The 15,336-nt window shown below is 67.7% G+C and carries 13 protein-coding genes; 4 read left to right on the top strand and 9 right to left on the bottom strand.

Going from position 1 to position 15,336, the window contains the following annotated elements:
- Positions 1-19: 19 nt before the first annotated feature.
- From kdpB to ACI3KT_RS05615, 6 genes are all read right to left on the bottom strand, one after another.
- Positions 20-2,179, bottom strand: a complete 2,160-nt coding sequence (gene kdpB / locus ACI3KT_RS05640) for a potassium-transporting ATPase subunit KdpB (RefSeq protein WP_404902989.1) — start codon at positions 2,177-2,179, stop codon at positions 20-22.
- A 1-nt stretch (position 2,180) separates the two neighbouring features.
- Entirely contained in the window at positions 2,181-3,860 is a 1,680-nt protein-coding gene (gene kdpA, locus ACI3KT_RS05635) for a potassium-transporting ATPase subunit KdpA (protein ID WP_404902987.1), read from the bottom strand.
- Entirely contained in the window at positions 3,860-3,946 is an 87-nt protein-coding gene (locus ACI3KT_RS05630) for a potassium-transporting ATPase subunit F (RefSeq protein WP_292910737.1), read from the bottom strand. Before ACI3KT_RS05630 ends, kdpA begins: the two co-directional genes overlap by 1 nt.
- Before the next feature lie 259 nt (positions 3,947-4,205).
- Positions 4,206-4,373 carry a hypothetical protein gene (locus ACI3KT_RS05625; protein ID WP_292910673.1) on the bottom strand — a complete coding sequence of 56 codons (168 nt, stop codon included), beginning with the start codon at positions 4,371-4,373 and terminating at the stop codon, positions 4,206-4,208.
- 56 nt (positions 4,374-4,429) lie between these two features.
- The gene (locus ACI3KT_RS05620) at positions 4,430-5,029 is read right to left on the bottom strand and encodes an FMN-binding negative transcriptional regulator (RefSeq protein ID WP_404902985.1); all 600 of its coding nucleotides are present in this window, start codon (positions 5,027-5,029) and stop codon (positions 4,430-4,432) included.
- Positions 5,029-5,994: a DMT family transporter gene (locus ACI3KT_RS05615; RefSeq protein ID WP_404902983.1), complete on the bottom strand. Its 966-nt coding sequence runs from the start codon at positions 5,992-5,994 to the stop codon at positions 5,029-5,031. The genes ACI3KT_RS05620 and ACI3KT_RS05615 overlap by 1 nt, the downstream gene beginning before the upstream one ends.
- On the opposite strand from ACI3KT_RS05615, the gene ACI3KT_RS05610 reads away from it, so the two are divergent.
- Entirely contained in the window at positions 5,993-7,399 is a 1,407-nt protein-coding gene (locus ACI3KT_RS05610; protein WP_404902981.1) for a PLP-dependent aminotransferase family protein, read from the top strand. The two genes, ACI3KT_RS05615 and ACI3KT_RS05610, sit on opposite strands and share 2 nt — an antisense overlap.
- 98 nt (positions 7,400-7,497) lie before the next feature.
- Here ACI3KT_RS05610 and ACI3KT_RS05605 read toward each other — a convergent pair whose 3' ends face one another.
- Positions 7,498-9,465, bottom strand: coding sequence for an APC family permease (locus ACI3KT_RS05605; protein ID WP_307299356.1), 1,968 nt, complete (start codon positions 9,463-9,465; stop codon positions 7,498-7,500).
- A gap of 229 nt (positions 9,466-9,694) precedes the next feature.
- On the opposite strand from ACI3KT_RS05605, the gene ACI3KT_RS05600 reads away from it, so the two are divergent.
- Positions 9,695-10,768, top strand: a complete 1,074-nt coding sequence (locus ACI3KT_RS05600) for a VanZ family protein (RefSeq protein ID WP_404902979.1) — start codon at positions 9,695-9,697, stop codon at positions 10,766-10,768.
- 58 nt (positions 10,769-10,826) lie between these two features.
- Complete coding sequence (locus tag ACI3KT_RS05595) at positions 10,827-11,525, top strand: GTP pyrophosphokinase family protein (protein WP_292910683.1); 699 nt, start codon at positions 10,827-10,829, stop codon at positions 11,523-11,525.
- Between the two features lie 6 nt (positions 11,526-11,531).
- On the opposite strand, the gene ACI3KT_RS05590 is transcribed toward ACI3KT_RS05595, so the two are convergent.
- Together ACI3KT_RS05590 and ACI3KT_RS05585 are read right to left on the bottom strand one after the other, a co-directional pair.
- Complete coding sequence (locus ACI3KT_RS05590) at positions 11,532-12,764, bottom strand: amidohydrolase (RefSeq protein WP_404902978.1); 1,233 nt, start codon at positions 12,762-12,764, stop codon at positions 11,532-11,534.
- Positions 12,765-12,797: 33 nt separating this feature from the next.
- Positions 12,798-13,457 carry a TetR/AcrR family transcriptional regulator gene (locus ACI3KT_RS05585; RefSeq protein WP_292910687.1) on the bottom strand — a complete coding sequence of 220 codons (660 nt, stop codon included), beginning with the start codon at positions 13,455-13,457 and terminating at the stop codon, positions 12,798-12,800.
- 142 nt (positions 13,458-13,599) lie between these two features.
- Between ACI3KT_RS05585 and ACI3KT_RS05580 the strand changes: the two genes are divergently transcribed.
- Entirely contained in the window at positions 13,600-15,261 is a 1,662-nt protein-coding gene (locus tag ACI3KT_RS05580) for an ABC transporter substrate-binding protein (RefSeq protein WP_292910689.1), read from the top strand.
- Positions 15,262-15,336: the final 75 nt, after the last annotated feature.

Here is a 15,336-nt window from a genome sequence, read left to right as displayed (position 1 = left end):
CGCTGAGCTCGTCGAAGCGTCAGAAGCCCGGGATGAGGGTGACGACGAGATCGATGATCTTGATGCCGATGAACGGCGCGATCACTCCGCCGAGACCGTAGATCAGCAGGTTGCGCTGCAGTATCTGCGACGCGCTCGCCGGTCGGTACGTCACGCCGCGGAGGGCGAGCGGGATGAGGAACACGATCACGATGGCGTTGAACACGATCGCGCTGGTCACGGCCGAGGCCGGCGAGTGCAGCTGCATGACGTTGAGGACCGCGAGTCCGGGGAAGACGCCCATGAACATCGCCGGAATGATGGCGAAGTACTTCGCGATGTCGTTCGCGAGCGAGAAGGTCGTGAGCGCTCCTCGAGTGATGAGCAGCTGCTTGCCGATGCGCACGATGTCGATGAGCTTGGTCGGATCCGAGTCGAGGTCGACCATGTTGCCGGCCTCCTTCGCAGCCGAGGTGCCCGTGTTCATCGCGACGCCGACGTCCGCCTGTGCGAGCGCGGGAGCATCGTTGGTGCCGTCGCCGGTCATGGCGACGAGGCGTCCGCCCTCCTGCTCCTTGCGGATGAGTTCGAGCTTGTCCTCGGGCGTGGCCTCGGCGAGGAAGTCGTCGACGCCCGCCTCCTCCGCGATGGCCGCCGCGGTGAGCGGGTTGTCTCCAGTGATCATGACCGTGCGGATTCCCATGCTGCGCAGTTCGTCGAAGCGCTCGCGGAGTCCGTCCTTCACGATGTCCTTCAGATGCACGACGCCGAGGATGCGGCCGGCGCCGGCGCCGGCGACGTCCTTGACCGCGACCACGAGGGGCGTGCCGCCGCTGCGGGCGACCGCGTCCGTGCGGGTGGTGAGTTCGGCATCCGAGGGTCCGAGCGCGAGCCACGCGCTCACGGCGGAGCCCGCTCCCTTGCGGATCTGCGAGCCGTCGGCGAGGTCGAGCCCCGACATGCGCGTCTGCGCCGTGAACGGCACGACCACGGCATCCGCCGGTTCCGCGACGCGGATGCCGGCCACAGCCGCCAGCTCGACGATCGATGCGCCCTCGGGTGTGGGGTCGGCGAGAGAGGAGAGCGCCGCGATGCGCAGCAGCTCGTCGCCGTCGACACCCGGCAGAGGCAGCACTTCGTGCGCACGGCGGTTGCCGTAGGTGATGGTGCCGGTCTTGTCGAGCAGCAGGGTCGTGACATCTCCGGCGGCCTCGACCGCGCGCCCCGACATCGCCAGCACGTTTCGCTGCACCAGGCGGTCCATGCCCGCGATGCCGATCGCCGAGAGCAGGGCGCCGATCGTGGTCGGGATGAGGCAGACCAACAGGGCGATCAGCACCGGGATGCTGACGGGCGACGCCGCGTACGAGGCGATCGGGTTGAGTGCCAGCACGACCACGACGAACACGATCGACAGGCTCGCGAGCAGGATGTTCAGGGCGATCTCGTTAGGCGTGCGCTGGCGGCTGGCGCCCTCGACGAGCGCGATCATGCGGTCGACGAAGGTCTCGCCCGGCTTCGACGTGATGCGCACCACGATGCGGTCCGAGAGCACGCGCGTGCCGCCGGTGACGGCGCTGCGGTCGCCCCCCGATTCGCGGATGACGGGGGCGCTCTCACCGGTGATGGCCGACTCGTCCACGGTCGCGATGCCGGCGACGATGTCTCCGTCGCCGGGGATGAGCTCTCCGGCCGTGACGATGACGACGTCGTCGCGCTGCAGCCCGGCAGACGACACGTCGACGGTCTCGGCGCGCTCGGCCGCGGCATCCGCCGTCTGGTCGTAGCCGACCACCTTGCGGGCCATCGTGCTCGTGCGGGTCTTGCGCAGGCTGGCGGCCTGTGCCTTGCCGCGTCCCTCCGCGATCGATTCCGCGACGTTCGCGAAAAGCACGGTGAACCACAGCCAGATGGCGATGCCCCACGTGAAGATCGGCGGGACAGCCGTGCCGCCGGACTCGGCGGGGCCGCCGAGGAACGGCTCGGCGATCGCCAGCGCGGTCGTGAACGCCGCGCCGACCCAGACGAGCAGCATCACGGGATTGCGGACGAGGGTCGCGGGGTTCAGCTTGCGCAGAGCGCCCGGCATCGCCCCCACGAGCTGCGACCAGCCGAAGGAACGCGGCGACGGAGACAACGAGGACCCTTCGACGGGCTCGGGGACCGAGGGGTCAGAAGTGCGAGTGGTCGTGATGGTCATGTCAGAAGAGTCCTTCGGCGAGCGGGCCCAGGGTGAGCACCGGGAAGTAGGTGAGCGCGGTGACGACGACCGTCACGGCGATGAGGAGGCCGACGAACTGCGGACGGTGGGTGGGCAGGGTGCCCGAGGTCTGCGGTACGTGCTGCTGCGCGGCGAACGAACCGGCCAGAGCCAGCACGAGCACGATCGGCAGGAACCGGCCGAGCAGCATCGCGATGCCCAGTGCCGTGTTGAACCATGGGGTGTTCGCGGTGAGTCCGGCGAACGCCGAGCCGTTGTTGTTCGCGGCCGAAGTGAAGGCGTAGAGCACCTCGCTCATGCCGTGCACACCGGGGTTCAGGATGCTGGTCGACTCCACGTCCTCGCGTACGCCGGGGATCGCGAAGCTCAGCGCCGTGCCGGTCAGCACCAGGATCGGGGTGACCAGGATGTACAGGCTGGCGAGCTTGATCTCCCTGGGGCCGATCCGCTTGCCGAGGTACTCCGGGGTGCGGCCGACGAGCAGCCCGCCGACGAACACGGCGATGATGGCGAGCACGAGCATTCCGTACAATCCGGAGCCGACCCCGCCTGGTGCGACCTCGCCCAGCATCATGTTGAGCATCGGCATCATGCCGCCGAGAGCCGTGTACGAGTCGTGCATCGAATTGACGGCGCCGGTCGACGTGAGGGTGCTCGAGGTTGCGAACAAGGTGGATCCGAGGATGCCGAACCGCTGCTCCTTGCCCTCCATGGCGCCGCCCGCGAGCTGTGGCGCCGTGCCCTGGCCGGCCAGCTCCAGTGCCGAGAGAGCGAAGAGCGAGACGAGGAAGATCGTGCCCATGACGGCGACGATCGCGTAGCCCTGGCGATCGTCGCCGACGAGCCGGCCGAAGGTGCGGGGAAGGGCGAACGGGATGGCGAGGATGAGCAGGATCTGCAGCAGATTCGTCCATCCGGTCGGGTTCTCGAACGGGTGCGCGGAGTTCGCGTTGAAGAAGCCGCCGCCGTTCGTTCCGAGGAGCTTGATCGCCTCCTGCGAGGCGACGGGGCCGCCCGGGATCGACTGGGTGCCGCCAGCCACGGTGGTGATGTCGGTGAAGCCGGCGAAGTTCTGAATGACGCCGCCGGCGATCAGGGCGATAGCGCTGAGTGCGGCGATCGGCAGCAGGATGCGGCCGAGCCCGCGGATCAGGTCGACCCAGAAGTTGCCGAGCGTCGTCGACCCGCGGCGCGCGAAGCCGCGGATGAGGGCGACGGCCACGGCGAGACCGACCGCTGCGGAGACGAAGTTCTGCACGGTGAGGCCGGCGAGCTGCACGGTGTAGCCCATGGTCTGCTCGGGCGAGTACGACTGCCAGTTCGTGTTCGCCACGAACGAGGCGGCGGTGTTGAACGCCAGGCCCTCCGGGACCGCGGGCAGGCCGAGCGACTCGGGCAGGAAAGCCTGCAGGCGCTGCAGGCCGTAGACGAGCAGGAGCCCGACGACCGAGAACGCGAGGATGCTGCGGGCGTAGGCGCGTGAAGTCTGCTCGGATGCGGGGTCGACCCCGATGACGCGGTAGAGGGCGCGTTCGGCGCGCAGGTCCTTGGGCGTGCTGAACACGTGCGCCATGTAGTCGCCGAGCGGTCGGTACACGAGCACGAGGACGACGATCACGGAGACCGCCTGCAGGACGCCGAACCAGATCTCGGCGCCCATCAGAACTTCTCCGGGGCGACGAGGGCGACGACGAGGTAGACGACGGCCGCCACGGCGAGAGCTGCGGCGGCGATCTCGAAGACCATCAAAGCCGTTCCACCCCCTTGGCCACGAAGGAGACCAGGGCGAAGAGCGCGAGAGTCAGCGCGATGTAGATGATGTCGAGCACGGAGTCGATCAAACTCCGGTCATCACCGTCCGATGGTGATCCTCACGGTTCCCCTACGGCGGGGACCGCGACACATGCGCGATGCTCACGGACGCGGACCGAGGAGGCGTTCTCGTACGGATCCGCACCGGACCGGTGCGGATCCGATCGCGAGGCCGCTGCGTCCGGCCTATGGTTCACACATGCCGCAGTGCCTTCGGCGTGAAGTAGGTCACCTCGCCGTCCGCGTCCTCGACACCGAAGATGAACTGCCCCGAGGGCGTGGCGGCGATGTCGATGATCACCCCGCGGGTGCGGGTGGTCTGGACTTCGTCGCCGGGCCTGAACGTCTCCTTCTTCACCATGGCCAGAACGTACACCCTCGAAGAGGCCTCCTTTAGCGTGGCGGTGGGGGCGCGCCTCATCCCTCCACACGGCGCATCTCCTCGGCCAGCGGCGCGTTGGTCTGCGCGAACCGGTGCGTGATCGCCTCGCGCACCTCGGGCGTCTTGTTCTGGCTGAGCTTCGCTCTGGCGTCGAAGCGGGCGATGCGGATGCGCAGGCCGACCGTCCCCTTCGCGGCGCGACGGGTGCCCTCCTCGTCTTCTGCGAGGCTGCGACCGTGCTCCTGATGCGCTTCGAAGTGGTCGGTGAGTCGCGAGAGCATGGCGTAGTTCTCCTGCTCGTCGAGTATCTCGGGGGTACCGTACAGGTGAGCCGTGACGTGGTTCCAGGTCGGCACGAGATCGCCGGGCGCGTACAGCGACGGCGAGACGTAGTCGTGCGGGCCCTGGATGATCACGAGGACCTCATGAGCGCCGAGTTCGTGCAGCTGCTCGTCGGGCCTGCCGAAGTGGCTCACGATGACGATGCCGTCGTCGTCCTCCTCGAGCAACACCGGATAGTGCGAGGCGACGAGCCCCGTGTTCGCGGGGGACACGAACGTCGCCCAGGGGTTCTGCCGGATGAGGCGCTTGACCTCGTCGGCGTCGGTCATCAGGTAACGGGGCGTGTGTCGCATCAGGGCTCCTCGGGGGTGCGGATGGGGGTCGTGGTCTTCGGGGCGGTGATCGTGCGGGTCAGGCGAGTGCGTACGGCGAGGGTCGCGCAGGCGATCACGGCGAGGCCGCCGAGAACGGTCGGGACCCCGATCTGCTCGTGCAGCAGGAGGCCGGCCCAGAGGATCGTGATCACCGGCTGCACGAGCTGGACCTGACTGACCTGGGCCATCGGGCCGATGGCGAGTCCTCGATACCAGGCGAAGAAGCCGAGGAACATGCTGACCACGGCGAGGTAACCGAAGGCCAGCCACTCGACGGGCGACGCCGTGGGCGGCTCGATCGACACCGACACCAGGGTCAGCGCGAGCATGACGGGGGCCGCGACGACAAGTGCCCACGAGACGGTCTGCCATGCTCCGAGCTCGCGTGCGAGCAGTCCTCCCTCGGCATAGCCGACGGCTGCGGCGAGCACGGCGCAGAACAGCAGCAGATCTGACCAGTGCAGCGTGGCGAGGCCGCCGTTCTGCAGCGCCGCGAACATGATCGCCGCGGCGGCTCCGAGACCGGCGAACACCCAGAACGATGCCGCGGGCCTCTCCCTCGTGCGCAGGACGACCTCGACGGCGGTCGCTGCGGGGAGCAGCCCGATCACGACCGCGCTGTGCCCGGCGGGCGCCGTGGTCAGTGCGAAGGAGGTGAGCAGGGGGAAGCCGGCGACGACACCGGCGGCGACGACCGCCAGGCGGACCCACTGCGCGCGGGAGGGCGGATGCTGGCGGGTCGCCGTGAGGGCGATTGTCGCGAGTGCCGCGGCGATGACCGCGCGCCCGGCGCCGATGAAGAGAGGCGAGAGTCCGCTGACCGCGATACGGGTGAACGGAACCGTGAACGAGAATGCGACGATGCCCAGCAGGCCCCACCAGAGCCCCGCACGAGGGGATAGCGCTTTCGATCCTTCGAGGATAACGCTACTCTGTTCTTTCATGAGTCAGGATAGCACTGAGCGGATCATCGCGGGACTGCGCGGGTGGATCGCATCCGCTCCTGCCGGAGCCCGCGTGCCCTCGAATCGCGCGCTGACCGCCGAGTACGGTGCGAGTCCGGTCACCGTGCAGAAGGCCATGCGCCGACTCGTCGCCTTGGGCCTCATCGAGTCCCGCCCCGGAGTCGGCACGTTCGTCCGCGCCGTGCGCGTGGCCGGCCCCGTCGACTACGGATGGCAGACCGGGGCGCTGGGGGCGCCGCCGACCCGCACCTCGGTGCTCTCCTCGACTCAGCGCACCGTGGCGCCCGACGCCATCGGACTGCACTCCGGCTATCCCGCCGTCGAGTTGCTGCCCGAGCGGCTCGTGCGGCAGGCGCTCGCTCGCGCCGCCCGCACGGAGATCGCGTTGACCAGGGCGCCGGCGGCGGGGATGCCGGAGCTGCAGGCCTGGTTCGCCGCCGAGCTCGGGGCGTCATCCCCTGCCGGCGTGGTTCCCGCGAGCGCGAGGGACGCCCTGATCATCTCCGGAAGTCAGAGCGGGCTGAGCTCGATCTTCCGCGCCGTCGTCGGGCAGGGGCGTCCGCTGCTCATCGAGTCGCCGACCTACTGGGGCGCGATGCTGGCCGCGGAGCAAGCGGGGGTCGTGCTCGTGCCGATCCCCTCGGGCCCGCGAGGGCCCGACCCCGACGATGTCGAGCGCGCCTTCGCGCAGACCGGAGCCCGCGCGTTCTACGCGCAGCCGACCTTCGCGAACCCGACTGGGGCGCAGTGGCCCGCATCCACCTCGCACGCCGTACTCGAGACCGTGCGCCGCCACGGCGCCTTCCTGATCGAGGACGACTGGGCGCACGATCTCGGGATCGACGGAGAACCGCATCCGATCGCCGCCGTCGACGACGACGGGCACGTGGTGTATCTGCGCTCGCTGACCAAGAGCGTGTCGCCGGCGCTGCGGGTCGCCGCGGTGATCGCCAGGGGTCCGGCCCGTGAGCGGATCCTCGCCGATCGCGCCGCGGAGTCGATGTACGTGAGCGGCCTGCTGCAGGCGGCTGCGCTCGACGTGGTGACCCAACCAGGGTGGCGAACGCATCTGCGCGGATTCCGCGAGCAGCTGCGATCTCGCCGCGACCTCATGGTGTCGTGCCTGGCGCGGAGCGCCCCGCTCACGACGCTCGAGACCATGCCGGTCGGTGGCCTGAACCTGTGGGTGCGCCTCCCCGAGGGGGCCGACGTCGTGCAGGTGGTCCGGGACTGCGAACTGAGAGGGCTGATCGTCGCGCCGGGCTCGGAGTGGTTCCCTGCGGAGCCGTCTGGCCCGTACCTGCGACTCAACTACGCGAGCGCCGATCCGTCGCGCTTCGCCGAGGCCGCAGGCATCCTGGGCAGCGTGCTGGAGGCATCCTGACCGCCGCTCCGCAACCCGGCATCCGGCCTTCGTGTGGCACCTGGTGTCACTTTCGGCCGCGTATTCCGGCGCGAGGAGGTCACGCCCGCCGGCGCGGTTCAGTCCTCGGTCGGCGGGCCCTCGGGACGGTGCGCGCGGCGTCCGTTCACGACGACGGGGCGGCCGGCGCGCTCCTGACCGGGCAGCGGGCGCGAGCGGCGGCCGTAGATGAGCTCCGACGAATCGAGCAGCCACGGCACGAGCGTGATCGACACTCCGTGCACGAGCATGAGCTGGTTCGCCATCCGGCGGGCGCGACGGTTGTGCAGGAAGGTCTCCCACCAGTGTCCGACGATGTACTGCGGCAGGTAGACGGTGACGACCGACGAACCGTGCTTCTCGCGGTACTGCTTGATGAACTGCGCCACCGGCTGCGCGAAGGACCGGTATGGCGATTCGATGATCACCAAGGGGATCGGCATCAGATGATCGGCCCATTCTTTCTGCAGGTCCTCGGCTTCCTCGGCTGAGACGCCGACATGCACCGCCAAGGTTTTTCCGTGCTTCGCCGCGACGGCGTACTCGACAGCCTTCACGACCGGCTTCTGCAGCCGGTTCACGAGCACCAGGGCGATGTCGCCCTTCGCGCCGAAGTGCGTGGTGTCGTCGATTGCGATCTCGTGCTCGACATCGCGGTAGTACCGCTTCACACCCATCATCAGGAACGCAAGGACCGGGATCGCGAAGAACACGAGATAGGCCCCGTGCGTGAACTTCGTGATCGTCACGATCAGCAGCACCAGCACGGTGAAGACCGCGCCGATGGCGTTGATGATCAGACCCACCTTGGCCGAACGGCGGTCGGATGCCGAGGCGCCGTCGATCCCGGCATCCGCGCTGTTCTCGGCGGGCCCGCGAAGAACTCGCCTCCAGTGCCGGACCATGCCGATCTGGCCGAGCGAGAACGACACGAAGACGCCGATGATGTAGAGCTGGATGAGTGTTGTCAGTTTGGCCTGGAACACGACCAGCACGATGATCGCGGCGATGCCCAGCGCGATCATCCCGTTGGAGAACACGAGACGATCCCCGCGTGTGTTGAGCGACTTCGGCGCGTAGCCGTCGCGGGCGAGCACCGAGCCGAGCAGCGGAAAGCCGTTGAAGGCCGTGTTCGCAGCGAGCAACAGCACGCAGGCGGTTGCTGCCTGCACGATGAAGAACAGGATGCTGCCGCCGCCGAAGGTCGCGGCGGCCACCTGGGCCATGAGGCTCGGTTGCGGGTTCGTGCAGTCGAAGCCGACGAGATCGCAGGGGTTCTCGGCGTAGTGCACCCCGGTGATGAGGGCGAGCGCAGTGAGGCCGGCGAACAGGCAGATCGCTATCGAGCCCATCAGCACGAGGGTCGATTGGGCGTTACGGATCTTCGGGGTGCGGAACGCGGGCACGCCGTTCGAGACGGCTTCGACGCCGGTGAGGGCGGAGCATCCGCTGGAGAAGGCACGCAGCACGAGAAGGATGACGGCGGCCTGTCCGAGATCTTCAGCGTGCACGGCGAACTCGGCGCTCGAGGCGACCGGCGCGTCGCCGAGGAACGTCCGGATGAGGCCGGTCACGATCATGAACCCGACCGAACCGATGAAGACGTAGGTCGGGATGGCGAAGACGAGGGAGGCCTCGCGCACGCCGCGGAGGTTCACGATGATGATGAGGATCACGAAGCCCACCGCGAGCTCGACCCGGAACGGATCGAGTCCTGGTACCGCGGAGATGATGTTGTCCACGCCGGAGGCGACTGACACTGCGACCGTGAGGACGTAGTCGACGAGGAGCGCAGCGGCCACGATGACGCCAGGTATCTCGCCGAGATTCTTGAAGGCAACCTCATAGTCGCCGCCACCGGACGGATACGCCTTGATGAGCTGTCGATAGCTGAGCACCACCACGATGAGCAGCACGACCACCGCTACCGCGACCATGGGGGTGAAGGACAGGAAGGTGAGCCCGCCGATCAGGAGGATCATCACCAGCTCCTGCGGTGCGTACGCCACCGAGCTCAGCGCGTCCGAGGCGAAGATGGGCAACGCCATCTTCTTCGGGAGCAATTGATCCTCGACCTGCTCGCTGGTCAGCGGGTCGCCGATGAGGATGCGCTTGGCGATCTGCGGTGCGTCGGGACTGTCCCCGTATTGGTCTGACACGAGCCGCGAGCCTACGCCCGCGGGAGCGCTCCTCACAACATCCTCACGGAATCCCTACACCCGCCTCGCACCGCCCTAACGGAATCCTTACGGCCGCGAAGGAATAAACTGGGATCCCGTGGGGGAACAGGTCATTCTGGCGTTCATCGCGATCGCGATCGGCATCGGTGCCGGCATCCTGCTGTTCGTCCCGTTCGTCGCCGTCAGCTATCGCCGTCGTGGCGGGCTGAGCCTCGGCCGAGCTCTGCTGTGGTTTGCCGCCCTCGTGTACTTCTGGGCGATCTGGACGTACACGCTCCTGCCGCTGCCCGATCCCGACAGCATACGCTGCGTGGGCGTGATCACCGATCCGACCGAGATCGTCCGCGATCTGCAGAAGGCGTTCTCCGAGTCGGGGAACCCGCTCCGCCACCCCGCGCTCCTGCAGCTCGTCTTCAACGTCCTGCTGTTCGTGCCGCTCGGCGTGTTCCTGCGGGTGCTCGGCGCCCGCGGAATCGTCACGGCGCTCGTGGTGGGCTTCGGCCTCTCGCTCCTGATCGAGACCACTCAGCTCACCGGCGTGTGGGGTCTGTATCCCTGCGCCTATCGCTTCTTCGACGTCGGCGACCTCATGACCAACACGACCGGCGCCGTGCTGGGGTCGGTCTTCGGCCTCGTCGTTCCGCGCGCGAAGCGCGGTATGGCCGCGCGGACGGATGCCGACGAGCCGCGACCCGTGACCAGGGGACGGCGTGCTGTCGCGATGGTCTGCGACGCTCTGGCCTACGGTTTCGTGATGTACGGCGCGGGCATCGTCACGCAGCTGTGGTTCGAGTACGTCGTGCGCGAGCGTGAGGTCGTGCTCGACGGGCGGCTCGCCGAGGTGGTCGGCATCGCGACGGCATCCGGCCTGTGGCTGCTGATCGTGCTTCTCACCGGTCGCTCGGTAGGCGATATCGCGGTGCAGCTGCGCTACGCCGGGGCGCGGATGCCGGTTCCCGTCGTGCGCGTGCTGCGCTGGGCCGCCGGCATCGGGGGAATCGGCGCCCTGCCGCTGCTCGGCGAGGTGTTCGACGGGATCTCCTCGTTGCTGATCCTGGCGTCGGTCGTGCTGCTGTTCACGACCAGGCTCGGACGAGGCCTGCCCGGACTCGTCACGGGTCAGGAGCTGGTCGACGCCAGAGCGGATGCTGCGGCGGGGCGCCGCGTCTGAGCATCGTCCATCGGAGATGCACAGGCGATTCAGATCGCGAATCGATAGCGTCGAAGTCATGAGCACGGTGTCGGTCGATGAGAACGCGATCAGCGAGGCGAAGGAGCTCCGCGATCGGTTCCAGCGATTCCTGCACGAGTACGAGTTCGGCATGCGCGAGGTCGAGACGAAGATCTCGATCCTGAAGGACGAGTTCACTCACCACCACGCGTACAACCCGATCGAGCACGTGAAGAGTCGGGTGAAGTCGCCGGACAGCATCGTCGAGAAGATCGCTCGCAAGGGCATCGAGGATCCCGACTTCGATCGCATCCGCGAGGAGATCACCGACATCGCGGGCGTCCGCGTGACCTGCAGCTTCACCGCCGACGTGTACCGGCTGTTTGATCTGCTCACCGCGCAGGATGACATCACCGTGCGGGTCGTGAAGGACTACATCAAGAACCCGAAGCCCAACGGCTACAAGAGCCTGCACGCGATCCTCGAGGTGCCTGTGTTCCTGTCGACCGGAGCGCTCTCGGTGCCGGTCGAGGTGCAGTTCCGCACGATCGCGATGGACTTCTGGGCGAGTCTCGAGCACAAGATCTACTACAAGTTCGCCAATCAGGTGCCGGCGCACCTCGTCGACAGTCTGACGGATGCGGCCGAGGCCGCCGCCGAGCTCGACCTGCGCATGGAGCGATTGCACCGCGAGGCGCACGGGGTTCCGCAGCGCGAGCTCGCGCCCCCGCCCCCTCCGCACATCATCGGAGTGTAGGAACGCTCAGGCGAGGAACTCCCGCGCAGCCGTCTCCATCGCGGTCACGCCGACCTCGATGGTCGGGTGGATCTCTGGCGCGAAGTAAGGCGAGTGGTTCGTCGGGATGTCGCTCTCGACGCGGCCCTTCGCCACGGCCTCCGCGAAAACCGCGGGATCGAAGCCGCCCCAGAACCAGAACACCAGAGGCGCTCCCGCATCCCGAGCGAACCACGAGACGTCCTCGCTGCCGGTGAACAGGCCGGGGTCGATCACGGCCTCGTCGCCGAGCTTCGCACGCAGCGCGGCGGCCACGCGGGTGGTCGCCTCCTCGTCGTTGATGGTCGCGGGCAGCGTGTGCAGGGTCTCGATGTCGGGCTCGCGCTCGGCCCCTGACGCGAGAGCCTCGGCCTTCACGATCCGCTCGACGCTCGCGAGCACCTTGTCGCGCATCGTGTCGGTGGGGTAGCGCAGGCTGAGCTCGAGCGTGGCCTCGGTGGGGATGATGTTGTTCTTGAGACCAGCGTGGATCGAGCCGACCGTGACGACCGCGACGTCCTTCGGGTCGATCTCGCGCGAGGTGATCGTCTGCAGCCGCATCACCGTGGCGGCCGCCATCACGACGGGGTCGATGGTCGTGTGGGGGCGCGAACCATGCCCGCCGCGACCGTGCATGGTCACGGTCAGCCCGTCGGATGCCGACATCTGCGTGCCGCTGCGTACGCCGATGATCCCGGCGGGGAAGGGGGTGACGTGCTGCCCGAGCACGATGTCGGGCCGGGGGTAGCGGTCGAGGATGCCGGCGTCGAGCATCGCTCTGGCTCCGGCGCCGAACTCCTCAGCGGGCTGGATCAGCACCACGACCGTTCCCGACCACTCGTCGCGCGTCGCGAGCAGCCTCTCGACGGCGCCGATCATCGCGGTCACGTGCATGTCGTGGCCGCATGCGTGCATCACCGGCACGTCGTGCCCTGCCGGATCGACGCCGCGGGCGGTGCTGGCGTACGGCAGGCCGGTCGCCTCCTCGACGGGCAGGCCGTCCATGTCTGCGCGCAGCCAGACGACAGGACCCTGAGTCCCTGAGTCGGTCGACGGGTTGGAGAGCAGAGCGACGACTCCTGTGCCTCCAACGCCCTCCTCGACCTCGAGCCCGAGATCCCGGAGGTGGCCGGCGGCGATCGCGGCCGTGCGGTGCTCCTGGAATGACAGCTCGGGATGCTGGTGCAGGTCGATGTAGAGCGCTTCGAGATCGATCGTCATGGCCTGAGCCTACCCGCGGGAGCGGGCGCGGAATCAGGAATCGTGCACGTATGATGCGAGCTCGGGGCCCGGGTGCAGCACGGCGTTCACGATCGCACGGATCGCGAATTCGCTGGCGTGCGCCAGCTCGACGACGTCGGGGTGCAGCAGCCACTGCAGCTGCAGGCCGTCCATCACCGCAAGGATGGCGGCGGATGCCGCGGCGACGGTCGCGGGTTCGGTCACGCCCTCCTGCGCGCAGAGATCGGCGAAGGCGTCCGACACGTCTTTGCGCAGCACCGTGTAGCGGTGCTCGAAGTACGCGCGCCCGGGATGATCGTCGGTGACCGACTCGGCCGACAGCACGGTGTACGCCTGCACGATGCCCGGCCGCTTCTCGTTCACGAACGCGGTCTTCACCAGATGGACGAAGAGTTCGGGGCCGTACGGGATTCGTTTGCTTTCGAGATCCTGGACGTCGGCCTGATCGCGGTAGTCGAGGACTTCGAGCAGCAGCTTCTGTTTGGAGCCGAAATGGTGGAGCACCCCCGCGTGGGTGATGCCGACCTGTTCGGCGACGTCGGCGAGCGTGCCGTTGGCGAATCCCTTGTTGCCGAAGATCTCGACCGCGGCCTTGAGGATCTGCTCGCGCTTCGCGCGGGTCGCCGGACGCACGCGGGACGACTCTGGTGCGGAGCCTGCGCCGTTGCTCATCGCGCTTCCTTCGTTTACTCGATCGTGACTTGATCGTACTTGCGATCACGCTTACCAGTCGGTAACCTCACCAACAACTTACTTTCTCGACAGTAAGTAAAGCAATCGCCCTCGCACAACGTCCTGTGTTCAAGGAGAAGCAATGAAGCTCAACAGATCACTGATCGCGTTCACCGCGATCACCGCCCTCGGAATCTCGGCGCTCGCCGGATGCTCCGCCGGTGGTTCCGGCGGCGACAAGCCCGCCGCCGGTGCGGCCCTCACGATCGCCAAGCCAGACGGCGCGATCACGACCGAGTCGCACAACCCCTACCTCGGCGACTCCTCCGCCTCGAAGTACGGCTACGGCAAGGTCATCTTCGAGCCTCTCGCGCTCGTGAACCCGACCGGCGACCTGAAGACCACACCGTGGCTGGCCGAATCGGTCGAGTGGAACGACGACTACACCGAGGTGACCGTCGTGCCCCGCAAGGGCGTGAAGTGGAGCGACGGCGAAGACTTCACGGGCGACGACATCGTCTTCACGTTCGACCAGTACCTGAGCGGCAAGCTCAGCGACACCTCTGGACTCAACTACCAGGGCGCGACCGTCGACGGCGACGCGATCACCCTGAAGTTCGGCGACTCGAAGTACACCGCGCAGGCCCGAGTGCTGCACACCCCGATCGTCCCGAAGCACGTCTGGGAGGGCATCGCCGACCCCAACACCGACCCGCTCACCGACGACGGCCTCGCCGTCGGCACCGGACCCTACGTTCTCGACAGCTGGACCACCGAGTCGGTCACTCTGACGGCGAACGACGACTACTGGGGCGGCGAGCTCGCGGTACCCGAACTGCATTACGTCTCCTACGGAGACAACGCGGCCCTGACCACGGCACTCGTCTCAGGCGAGGCCGACTGGGCACAGGCGTTCATCCCGCAGATCGAGGACAGCTACCTCGCCGCCGATGAGGACAACCACTTCCTCGTCTCGCCCACCGCGGGGTCGGGAACGCTGTTCATGAACCTGCAGACCAAGCCGTTCAACGACGTGGCTCTGCGCGAGGCGCTGGCCTGGACGATCGACCGTCAGGCGTACGTCGACATCGCCCGCGAGGGCGCGAGCGAGCCGATCTGGAACAAGACCGGGCTCAGCGAGCTGCTCGCCGACGAGATCATCCCCGAATACCAGGACGACGTCTACTCGGTCGACATCGACAAGGCGCGCAGCATCCTCACGGAGGCCGGGTACACCTGGAAGGACGAGAAGCTCACCGACCCCGACGGCGAGCAGGTGACCTTCTCGATCTCGGTCCCTGCCGGCTGGAGCGACTGGAACACCGAGCAGGCCCTTCTGGCCGAAGAGCTCGATGAGGGCCTGGGCATCGAGGTCAAGGTCGATCAGCCCGACTGGGGCGGCTGGGACGCCGCGCGTCAGGAAGGGTCGTTCCAGGCCATCATCCACTGGCTCGAGGACACCGGCAACGCCTACGGCCTGTACACCTCGACCATGGACCCGAAGTGGATCGTCGACGGCAAGGCTCAGTTCAACTTCGGCCGTTTCGACGACCCGAAGGTGACCGAGGCGCTGCGCACGTATCAGAACGCCGCATCGCAGGATGAGCGCGACGCCGCCGCCGCAGTGCTCGAGACCGCGTTCGTCGAGAACGTGCCGGCGATCCCTCTCGGCGCGCATCCGCTGCTGGGCGAGTACAACACCCGCAGCTACACCGGCTTCCCGACCGAGGACGACCAGTACGCGTCCGCAGACCCGACCCAGCCCGGCGTCGTGCAGATCCTGTCGCAGCTGAAGGCCAAGTAGTCCGCATCCGAGGGCGTTTCGTCTCGCTTCGCTCGCTCAACGACCGGGTACGACCTGCCCGGTCGTTGAGCGAGG

The sequence above is a fragment of the Microbacterium sp. ZW T6_19 genome (assembly GCF_044987465.1).
Classification (GTDB): domain Bacteria; phylum Actinomycetota; class Actinomycetes; order Actinomycetales; family Microbacteriaceae; genus Microbacterium; species Microbacterium natoriense_A.
Note: the sequence above shows the minus strand (reverse complement) of the source record. Positions and strands in the feature narration are given on the sequence as shown.

What these genes read in the sequence shown, in the direction of transcription:
- kdpB (WP_404902989.1), bottom strand. Translation starts at nt 2,179, where the DNA reads ATGACCATCACGACCACTCGCACTTCTGACCCCTCGGTCCCCGAGCCC.
- kdpA (WP_404902987.1), bottom strand. Translation starts at nt 3,860, where the DNA reads ATGGGCGCCGAGATCTGGTTCGGCGTCCTGCAGGCGGTCTCCGTGATC.
- ACI3KT_RS05630 (WP_292910737.1), bottom strand. Translation starts at nt 3,946, where the DNA reads ATGGTCTTCGAGATCGCCGCCGCAGCTCTCGCCGTGGCGGCCGTCGTC.
- ACI3KT_RS05625 (WP_292910673.1), bottom strand. Translation starts at nt 4,373, where the DNA reads ATGGTGAAGAAGGAGACGTTCAGGCCCGGCGACGAAGTCCAGACCACC.
- ACI3KT_RS05620 (WP_404902985.1), bottom strand. Translation starts at nt 5,029, where the DNA reads ATGCGACACACGCCCCGTTACCTGATGACCGACGCCGACGAGGTCAAG.
- ACI3KT_RS05610 (WP_404902981.1), top strand. Translation starts at nt 5,993, where the DNA reads ATGAGTCAGGATAGCACTGAGCGGATCATCGCGGGACTGCGCGGGTGG.
- ACI3KT_RS05615 (WP_404902983.1), bottom strand. Translation starts at nt 5,994, where the DNA reads ATGAAAGAACAGAGTAGCGTTATCCTCGAAGGATCGAAAGCGCTATCC.
- ACI3KT_RS05605 (WP_307299356.1), bottom strand. Translation starts at nt 9,465, where the DNA reads ATGGCGTTGCCCATCTTCGCCTCGGACGCGCTGAGCTCGGTGGCGTAC.
- ACI3KT_RS05595 (WP_292910683.1), top strand. Translation starts at nt 10,827, where the DNA reads ATGAGCACGGTGTCGGTCGATGAGAACGCGATCAGCGAGGCGAAGGAG.
- ACI3KT_RS05590 (WP_404902978.1), bottom strand. Translation starts at nt 12,764, where the DNA reads ATGACGATCGATCTCGAAGCGCTCTACATCGACCTGCACCAGCATCCC.
- ACI3KT_RS05585 (WP_292910687.1), bottom strand. Translation starts at nt 13,457, where the DNA reads ATGAGCAACGGCGCAGGCTCCGCACCAGAGTCGTCCCGCGTGCGTCCG.
- ACI3KT_RS05580 (WP_292910689.1), top strand. Translation starts at nt 13,600, where the DNA reads ATGAAGCTCAACAGATCACTGATCGCGTTCACCGCGATCACCGCCCTC.